An 8,616-nucleotide genomic window follows, 5' to 3' on the forward strand; every position below is an offset into this window, starting at 1 on the left:
GGGGCGTGACGATGCAAGGACGACGACTGCGGGCCCGCCTGAAGGGCTGGGGCGGTGTGGGGGCGATGGCTGTCGTGTGCGCCGTCGCACTGGCCTTCGCGCTGCTGCTGCCACTGACCCAGCCGCGCGACGGCGGCCCCGGCACCGGCGGATCGGGCCTCGCCCGGGTCACCCAGGCCAGGGCCGAAGACGGCTGCCCCACACCGGCGATGCGCAAGGCGCCGGAGAAGCAGACCCTGTCCCCGTCGGGCGCCGACGGCAAGACCATCGAGGCGATCAAGAACCGTACGGGCGAGAAGCGCAAGCTGATCGTCGGAGTCGACCAGAACAGCTACCGCTGGGGCTACCGCGACCCCAACAGCGGCGGCACCGGCGACCTGGAGGGCTTCGACATCGACCTGGTCCATCAGATCGCCAAGGACATCCTCGGCGACGAGAACGACGTCCAGTTCAAGGCCATCCCCACCGACCAGCGTATCCCCGCCATCCAGGACGGCCGGGTCGACATGGTCGTCCGCACCATGACCATCAACTGCGCCCGCCTGTCCGACGTCGCCTTCTCCGCCCCCTACTTCGAGACCGGCCAGCAGGTCCTCGCCCCCAAGTCCGCACCGATCACGGGGTACGACGACTCGCTCGCGAAGAAGAAGATCTGCACAGCGACCGGCTCCACCGCCAACACCAAGCTCACCGGCGACCAGGAGGCGGGCGACCTCGTCTCCTCGGCGGACCTGAAGACCACCGTGCCCAACCAACTCGACTGTCTCGTCAGGCTCCAGCTCGGTGAGGTCGACGCGGTGGTCACCGACGGGGCGCTCGCCGCGAGCCAGGCCGCGCAGGACCCCACGGTCGAGCTGAAGGGCGACCCCTTCACCGTCGAGTACTACGGCGTGGCGATGAAGAAGGACGCCGACGATCTGGTACGCCGGGTCAACCAGATACTAGTGGACTACCGCCAGGACAGGACGGACGGCTGGCAGGCGTCGTACGACAGGTGGCTTTCGGCGACACTGGGTAAGGACTCCTCGACCTCGGAGCCGCCGGCCCCGCAGTACCTGCGCAAGAGTTGACGGACCATCAACACTGACGGAACACAACGCAGCGAGAGGTGATCGATGGGCGTCACGGACCCCGCCGGGCCGGTGATGGACCGGGACGAGGTGGACCGTGCGCTGGCGCGGCTCGGCGCGGAGCACGAGGCGATCGAGACCTCGCTCCTCGCCCTGCAGGACCACGCGGGCCGCAGACTCCTCGAGGGCGCCGACCTCACCGGTGTCACCAAGGAGCGCTGGACGGGCGCGGAGGCGTCGATCACCCTGCTGTGGGCGTACTTCGACGCGTACACGGACGCGTTGCGCGGCGCCCGCGAGATCCGGTCCCGGCGCCGCTGGTCCAGCCGGGAGGACCTGGTCGAGCTGACGGAGCTGCTGCGCGGCGAGGCCGTCACGGTCGCCGGTTCCGCCACCGCAACCGCCAACGCGCCCACGCTGCACGGCGGTCCGGGCAAGCTCAGCGAGCGTTTCACGCTGGTCACGCTCGTGGACCGGATGAACGAGCTGTACGCGACCTCGCTGGACATGGTCGTCGCCGCCGACGCGGTGTGGTCGGCGCTGCCCGCCCGGATCGATTTACTGGCCGCGGAACTCCAACGCACCCGCCGGCTCGCGCACTCGGTCGGTGTGCGCCCGGGCGAGCACCCGGCCGGCGACGACCTGGAGCGGATCACCCGCACGCTGACCCGACTGCGCGAGCAGGTGGTCTCCGACCCGCTGGCGTTCTGGGTGCCGGCGCCGGGCAGTTCGGCCCCGGGCGGCGGCAAACCGGACACCACGGTCTACGACCGGGAGGCGCGCTCCCTTGAGGATGTGCGCCGGGAGATCGACGCCGTGCTCACGGTCCGGCAGGACGCCGAGGCCCGGCTGGTGACGCTGCGGGACGTGCTCTCCCGCGCGGACCGCACGCTCGCCGAGGCGCGTACCGCGCGCGGGGAGGTCCTGGCGAAGATCGCGGCCACCGAGGTGCCGGTGGTCGGCGGCCCGCCGACCGCGCTGCAGGAGCAGCTGTCGACAGCCGCCGAGTACCGCAGACACGCCCAGTGGCACCGCCTGTCCCCGCTCCTGGACTCCCTGGAGCGGAAGGCGGAGGACGAACTGCTGCGCGCCCGTGAGTCGTTGACCGCGGTCACCCAGCCCCTGGCGGTCCGCGCGGAACTGCGCGGCCGCCTCGACGCGTACAAGGCGAAGGTCGCCCGGCACGGCTTCGCGGAGGACCCGTTCCTGGTGGAGCGGTACGACGCGGCGCGCCGCATGCTGTGGAGCGCGCCCTGCGACCTGCGCGTCGCCGAACAGGCCGTCCTGCGCTACCAGCGGGCGGCCGCCGAACTGCTCGGCGCCCCGCGGGTGCCCGGTCAGGACGGACCCGAGGATGGTAGGGGGGAGTCGTCGTCATGAGTCGGTCAGAGCAGGGCCAGGCGCGGCAGAGCCAGGCAGAGCCAGGTCAGGCGGAGCAGAGCGAGGCGCCGCGGAGCTGTCAGCGGCCCGGCTGCGGCGGGGCGTACGAGGACGTGGGCGGTGGCGAGCTGTACTGCGACACCTGCGGTCTCGCCCCCGTCGTGTCGGCGACCGGCATGGTCGGCTCGCCGCCCACCGGGATCACCGCCGGCGGCCGCGGCTCCCGGGGTTCGTCGGGCAGCAGTTCCCGCTCCAGCAGCCGCAGTTCGCGTACGTCCTCACATTCGTCGAAGTCCCGGCGCTCGGTGTCGGGGCGGCTGTCGCGGTCGGTGTCGGGCAAGTCCACGGGCCGCTTGGTGTCGGTGCGCAGCTCCGGTGCGAGCGCGGGCTCGTCCAGTCGCGGGCGGCTCGGCGCGGGACTGGTCGAGGTGCCGGGTGTGCCGCGGCCCGACCCGCGCGCGATGGTGCTGGACAACCCCGAGGTGCCCGAGCGCAAGCGGTTCTGCTCGCGCTCGGACTGCGGGGCGCCGGTGGGGCGGGCCCGCGGTGACCGATCGGGGCGCACCGAGGGCTTCTGCACCAAGTGCGGCCACCCGTACTCGTTCGTCCCGAAGCTGAAGACCGGCGACGTCGTGCACGGGCAGTACGAGGTCGTGGGCTGTCTGGCGCACGGCGGCCTCGGCTGGGTCTACCTCGCCGTGGACCGCGCGGTGTCGGACCGTTGGGTGGTCCTCAAGGGTCTCCTCGACACCGGCGACCAGGACGCGATGGCGGCGGCGATCTCCGAACGGCGCTTCCTCGCGGAGATCGAGCACGCCAACATCGTCCGGATCTACAACTTCGTCGAGCACCTCGACCAGCGCACCGGCTCGCTGGACGGGTACATCGTCATGGAGTACGTCGGCGGCAAGTCCCTCAAGGAGATCGCCAACGCCCGCCGCAGCCCTGCCGGAAAGCGCGACCCGCTGCCGGTGGAGCAGGGGTGCGCGTACGGCATCGAGGCCCTGGAGGCGCTCGGCCATCTGCACAGCCGCAACCTGCTGTACTGCGACTTCAAGGTCGACAACGCGATCCAGACCGAGGACCAGCTCAAGCTGATCGACATGGGCGCGGTGCGCAGGATGGACGACGAGGAGTCGGCCATCTACGGCACGGTGGGCTACCAGGCGCCGGAGGTCGCGGAGGTCGGCCCGTCCGTGGCGTCCGACCTGTACACCGTCGCGCGTACGCTCGCCGTCCTCACCTTCGACTTCCAGGGCTACACGAACGTCTTCGTGGACTCCCTGCCCGACCCGGACAACATCGAGGTCTTCCGCCAGTACGAGTCCTTCTACCGTCTGCTGGTCCGGGCCACCGACCCCGACCCGGCCCGCCGGTTCGCCTCCGCCCAGGAGATGTCGGAACAGCTGACGGGCGTGCTTCGGGAGGTCGTGTCGCTGCAGACGGGCCGGGCGCGGCCCGCGCTGTCGACCCTGTTCGGGCCCGAAGTCCGCGTCACCGACACGGTGTTGTTCCCCAAGCTGGACGGCGAGGTGTCACGGCTGGGGGCGCGGGTGGCGCGTCCCGCACGCTCCTCCTCCGCCGGTTCCCCCGGTTCCCCGGGTTCCCTCCTCCCCGTCGCCGCCGCTGCTTCCGGCCTCGTCAAGCCGGTCGAAGCCCCCGCCGCGGGCCTCGCGTTGCCCGTCCCGCACGTCGACCCGGGCGACCCGAACGCCGGGTTCCTGGCCGGGCTGATGACGACCGCTCCGGCCGAACTGCTCGGGGCTCTCGCCGCCGCGCCGGCCCCGTCGACCGAGACCCGGCTCAGGCAGATCCGCGCCTGGCTGCAGAAAGGCGACACGCACACCGCGCACGAGGCCCTGCTGCGGCTGGAGGAGGAGCGGCCCGACGACTGGCGGGTGGTCTGGTACCGGGGCGTGGCCGCCCTGGTGACCGGCGACCAGGAGGCGGCCGCGCTCGCCTTCGACGCGATCTACGACGCCTTCCCGGGCGAGATGGCCCCCAAGCTGGCGCTCGGGCTGTGCGCGGAGGTGCTCGGCCAGCTGGACAACGCCGCCGAGTACTACCGCCTGGTCTGGTCGACCGACCCGAGCTATGTGGGCGCCGCCTTCGGCCTGGCCCGCGTCCAGCTCGCGGCCGGGGACCGCCGTAGCGCCGTGAGAACGCTGGAGTCGGTGCCGGAGTCGTCCATCCACTACACCGCCGCTCGCGTGGCGGCCGTACGGGCGAGGCTGCGACAACGCACCGCGGCCGCTTCCGACGTACCCTTCCTGGACGATCTGACCGCGGCCGCCGGTCAGATCGAGGCCCTGGAGGCGTACGGTCTGGATCCGGCCCGGCGTGAGCAGTTGTCGGCGGAAGTCCTCGGCTGCGCGCTGGACTGGATACTCTCCGGGGGCCAGGGTTCCGTCCCGCCCGGGGCCGCCGGGGGACGGACGCTGCTCGGCAGCGGCCTGGACGAGCGAGGCCTGCGCTTCGGCCTGGAACGTTCGTACCGCACGCTGGCCCGGCTGGCGTCGGGCGGCGAGGAGAGGATCGACCTGGTGGAACGTGCCAACCGTTACCGCCCCCGGACATGGGTGTAGTTGATGTCGCAGATGCCCCAGCTGTCCGCCTGCCCGAGCTGCGAGGAACCGCTCGACTCGGGTGACCGTTTCTGCGGTGCGTGCGGATACGACCTGTCCGCCGTGCCCGTACGGCCGGACGACAACCCGACCATCGCCATGAACGGCAGCGCGCCGCCCCCGCCGCGCGCCGCCGGTGTGCCCTGGCCCGTCCCCGAGACCGGCGGCTCCGGGACACCTGCCCCGGCGCACCTGCCGACGGACCTCCCGGGCACCGACTCGGGTGGCGGCGCCCTGCCGACGGTGCCGGGCCAGCCATCGGTGCCGGCCCAGCCGCCGCTCGCCGGTTCCCCGGTGTCCCCGGCCACGGGCGTCCGCTTCGACCATCCGCCGGAGCCCGACGAGTACCCGCTCCAGGCACCGGACCCGCGGGTGACGCCGGGCGTCCCGACCCCGGCCGAGGGCACCAAGGTGTGTGTGGCCTGCCGGGCGGGCCGCGTCGACAGCGACGGCTACTGCGAGAACTGCGGGCACGCCCAGCCGCGCGAACGCGACCACATGGAGCAGGAGTACGGCCCGGTCGCCGCCGTCAGCGACCGGGGCCGGCGCCACCACCGCAACGAGGACGCGTTCGGCCTCGGGTGCACCGCGCTGGCCGACGGCTCGCCCGCTCTGCTGGCGATCGTCTGCGACGGCGTGTCCTCCGCGACCCGCCCCGACGACGCCTCCATGGCCGCGTCCCGGGTGGCGAGCGAGGCGCTGCTGGCCGCCCTGCCGCTCGGCACGCACCCGCAGCAGGCCATGCATGACGCGATCGTCGCCGCCTCCCGCGCGGTCAACTCGCTGGCCGCCGAGCCCGCCACGGCCCGCGAGCACGCCCCGCACCAGAACGCCCCCGCCTGCACTCTGGTCGGCGCGGTGGTGACGTCGGGTCTGCTGATCGTCGGCTGGGTCGGCGACAGCCGCGCCTACTGGGTGCCGGTGGACCGCAGCGCTCCCCCGGCCCGTCTCACCGAGGACGACTCGTGGGCGGCGCAGATGGTCGCCGCGGGCCTGATGAACGAGGCCGAGGCGTACGCCGACGAGCGCGCCCACGCGATCACCGGCTGGCTCGGCGCGGACGCGTACGAACTGGAGCCGCACACCGCTGCGTTCAAGCCGGACCGGCCGGGAGTTGTGGTGGTGTGCACGGACGGCCTGTGGAACTACGCGGAGGGGGCCGAGGAGATGGCCGAGGCGCTGCCGCTGGACGCCGCCGTGCGGCCCCTGCACAGCGCCCGCGTTCTGGTCGGTCACGCCCTGGACGGCGGGGGCCACGACAACGTAACAGTGGCCGTCCTGCCGTTCCCGGCGCCGCCTCAGGGGGCAGGATCGGCCTGAGGCCGCGTACGCATCGCGCGGCGACGGGGAAGCCTCGACGGACCGGAGGGGACCGGTCCGTCCACAGTCAGTGCCCCGCCTCGGCGGGGTTCGAGGGGGATTCGATCAGGCATGGCCAATTTCTCGAAGTCGAACGTGCCGCAGTTCTCGGTGGACGTGTACCAGAACGAGTACCTGCCCGAGGGCGGCCGGGAGGTCAACGCGATCGTCACGGTGACCTCCACCGGCGGCGGCACGCTCGGAAGCGCGGTCGCGGCGCCCCACCTCTACGCGCCGGGGCAGGGCCCCTCCGCGGCGGTGGCGATCATGGTGGACTGTTCGGGCTCGATGGACTACCCGGCGACCAAGATGCGCAACGCCCGTGACGCCACCGGCGCCGCGATCGACACCCTGCGCGACGGTGTGCACTTCGCGGTGATCGGCGGCACGCATGTCGCCAAGGAGGTCTATCCGGGCGACGGCCGCCTCGCGGTGGCCGACGCGATCACCCGCGACCAGGCCAAACAGGCCCTGCGCAAGCTCAGCGCGGGCGGCGGCACCGCCATCGGCACCTGGCTGCGTCTCGCCGACCGGCTGCTGGCCTCCGCGGACGTCGCCATCCGCCACGGCATCCTGCTCACCGACGGCCGCAACGAACACGAGTCGCCCGAGGACCTGAAGGCCTCCCTGGACGCCTGCGCCGGCCGCTTCACCTGTGACGCCCGCGGGGTGGGCACCGACTGGGAAGTGAAAGAAGTCACAGGGATCGCCTCCGCGCTGCTCGGGACCGCCGACATCGTCGCCGACCCGGCCGCGCTCGCCGCCGACTTCACGCAGATGATGGAGACGGCCATGGGCAAGGAGGTCGCGGACGTCGCCCTGCGGCTGTGGACCCCGGTCGGCACTACGGTGAAGTTCGTCAAGCAGGTCGCGCCGACCGTCGAGGAACTCACCGACCGTCGCACGGAGGCAGGCCCGCGCGCCGGGGACTACCCCACCGGATCCTGGGGCGACGAGTCCCGTGACTACCACGTCTGTGTCGAGGTCCCGGTCGCGAACATCGGCCAGGAGATGCTCGCCGCCCGGGTCGCCCTGGTGGTCCCGCAGCCCGACAACACGGTCCAGAACCTCGGCGCCCAGGGTCTGGTACGGGCCGTGTGGACCGACGACATGGTCGCGTCGACGTCGATCAACCCCCAGGTCGCCCACTACACCGGGCAGGCAGAACTGGCACAAGCCATCCAACAGGGCCTGGATCTTCGCAAAGCGGGAGATATGGATGGAGCAACGGCCAAACTGGGCCGGGCCGTTCAGCTCGCCAGCGACTCCGGGAACGCGGATACTGCGAAACTGCTTGCGAAGGTGGTGGACGTGGTCGATGCCGCGACAGGTACTGTGCGACTGAAGGCGAAGGTCGAGGACGCCGACGAGATGACTCTCGAAACACGGTCCACAAAGACTGTTCGTGTAAAGAAGTGACGTAGCACGATCATGTGAAGCACCGAAAAGCAGCGAGCCTGACCCCTTGGGGTTGGAGACAACCGGTCGTCGCGACCGGACAAGGAGAGGGGGAAGCGCCGACATGCCGACCTGCCCGAACGGACACCAGTCGGGTTCCGACGACTGGTGCGAGGTCTGCGGTCACCGCATGGCCGGTTCCGCGCCCCCGCCCCCTCCGCCGCCGCCCCCGGGCGGGGGGTACGGCTTCCCGCCGCCCCAGGCCACGCAGCCCGGTCAACCCGGCGGAGAGCTCTGCCCGCAGTGCCGTACGCCCCGTGAGGGCGGAGCGCCGTTCTGCGAGGAGTGCCGGTGGAACTTCCTGACCAACACGGCGACCTCGTACACCCCGGCCGCCCCGCACCAGCCCGCGCCCGGCCCCAACCCGGCCGGCCGCTTCCAGCAGCAGCCGGGGCCGTCGTACGGCGGCGGTGACGGGTACGACTACCAGGGCTCGCGCCCCTCGCAGGTGAACCGGCCCGCCGAGCCGATCCCGCCGGGCCCGCCGTTCGGCAACCAGCCGGGGCAGGGCGGCCCGGGTGGGCCCGGTCCCGGTGGACCTTCCGGTCCTGGTGGCCAGGGCGGGTTCGGTGATCCTTCGGGTCCCGGTGGCCAGGGCGGGTTCGGTGGCCCCTCTGGTCCTGGTGGTCCCTCTGGTCCTGGTGGTCCCTCTGGTCCTGGTGGTCCCTCTGGTCCTGGTGGTCCCTCTGGTCCTGGTGGTCCCTCTGGTCCTGGTGGTCCCTCTG

General features: G+C 72.2%; 5 protein-coding genes and 1 pseudogene. All 6 read left to right on the top strand.

From position 1 onward, the window contains the following. Positions 1 to 11 precede the first annotated feature (11 nt). Positions 12 to 1,070 carry a glutamate ABC transporter substrate-binding protein gene (locus AB0H86_RS14700; protein ID WP_362437170.1) on the top strand — a complete coding sequence of 353 codons (1,059 nt, stop codon included), beginning with the start codon at positions 12 to 14 and terminating at the stop codon, positions 1,068 to 1,070. Positions 1,071 to 1,115: 45 nt separating this feature from the next. After that, positions 1,116 to 2,450, top strand: a complete 1,335-nt coding sequence (locus AB0H86_RS14705) for a hypothetical protein (RefSeq protein ID WP_362437172.1) — start codon at positions 1,116 to 1,118, stop codon at positions 2,448 to 2,450. Beyond that, positions 2,447 to 5,035, top strand: coding sequence for a tetratricopeptide repeat protein (locus AB0H86_RS14710; RefSeq protein ID WP_362437174.1), 2,589 nt, complete (start codon positions 2,447 to 2,449; stop codon positions 5,033 to 5,035). The genes AB0H86_RS14705 and AB0H86_RS14710 overlap by 4 nt, the downstream gene beginning before the upstream one ends. Further along, entirely contained in the window at positions 5,036 to 6,394 is a 1,359-nt protein-coding gene (locus AB0H86_RS14715; RefSeq protein WP_362437176.1) for a protein phosphatase 2C domain-containing protein, read from the top strand. Between the two features lie 111 nt (positions 6,395 to 6,505). Continuing rightward, on the top strand, positions 6,506 to 7,852 hold the full coding sequence (locus AB0H86_RS14720) for a VWA domain-containing protein (protein ID WP_362437178.1): 1,347 nt from the start codon (positions 6,506 to 6,508) through the stop codon (positions 7,850 to 7,852). A gap of 103 nt (positions 7,853 to 7,955) precedes the next feature. Further along, positions 7,956 to 8,616, top strand: a pseudogene (locus AB0H86_RS14725) (FHA domain-containing protein); the annotation flags it as partial.

It is taken from the genome of Streptomyces sp. NPDC050997 (assembly GCF_040660135.1).
Lineage (GTDB): Bacteria > Actinomycetota > Actinomycetes > Streptomycetales > Streptomycetaceae > Streptomyces.